The organism is Microbispora sp. CSR-4 (assembly GCF_008033685.1).
Classification (GTDB): domain Bacteria; phylum Actinomycetota; class Actinomycetes; order Streptosporangiales; family Streptosporangiaceae; genus Microbispora.
The window spans coordinates 1-595 of record NZ_VJVX01000243.1 but is presented as its reverse complement, the minus strand read 5'-3'; the positions used below and the strand labels follow the sequence as shown (position 1 = coordinate 595).

The window sequence follows — 595 nt, the reverse complement described above, 5'->3', positions numbered from 1 at the left end:
CTGTGCCGTCAGGTGCGGTCGGTGGCCGAGGTGTCGGCGTTGCTGCGGATTCCGCTGGGTGTGGTTCGCGTGGTGATCGCGGACATGGCGGCGGAGGGGCTGGTGCATGTGCATCAGCCGCAGTTGGAGGCCGGTAAGCCGGATCTGAACTTGCTGGAAAGGGTGCTCAGTGGACTTCGCAGGCTCTAGCCGGGGGTTGACGTCGACGAAGATCGTCGTTGCGGGGGGCTTCGGTGTGGGGAAGACGACCTTCGTGGGGGCGGTTTCGGAGATCGTGCCGTTGACGACGGAGGCGGTGATGACCGATGCGTCGGCGGGGGTGGACGATGTGGGGTTGGTGCCGCACAAGACGACGACGACGGTGGCGATGGATTTCGGTCGTGTGTCGTTGGACCGGGATCTGATTTTGTATTTGTTCGGTACGCCGGGTCAGCATCGGTTCTGGTTCATGTGGGATGACCTGGTGCGGGGGGCGATCGGTGCGGTGGTGCTGGTCGACACGCGGCGGTTGGCGGACAGTTTCCCGGCGGTGGACTACTTCGAGGAGGCGCGTCTGCCGTTCGTCGTGGGCGTGAACGGCTTCGACGGGCAGTAC

At 64.7% G+C, this 595-nt stretch carries 2 protein-coding genes; both read left to right on the top strand.

What is annotated here, in order from left to right; translation table 11 throughout:
• The coding region (locus tag FLV34_RS39645; RefSeq protein WP_138463408.1) for a DUF742 domain-containing protein at positions 1-189 on the top strand (189 nt) is incomplete at its 5' end.
• 7 nt (positions 190-196) lie between these two features.
• A partial coding sequence (locus tag FLV34_RS39640; RefSeq protein WP_185949126.1) for an ATP/GTP-binding protein occupies positions 197-595 on the top strand: 399 nt, incomplete at its 3' end.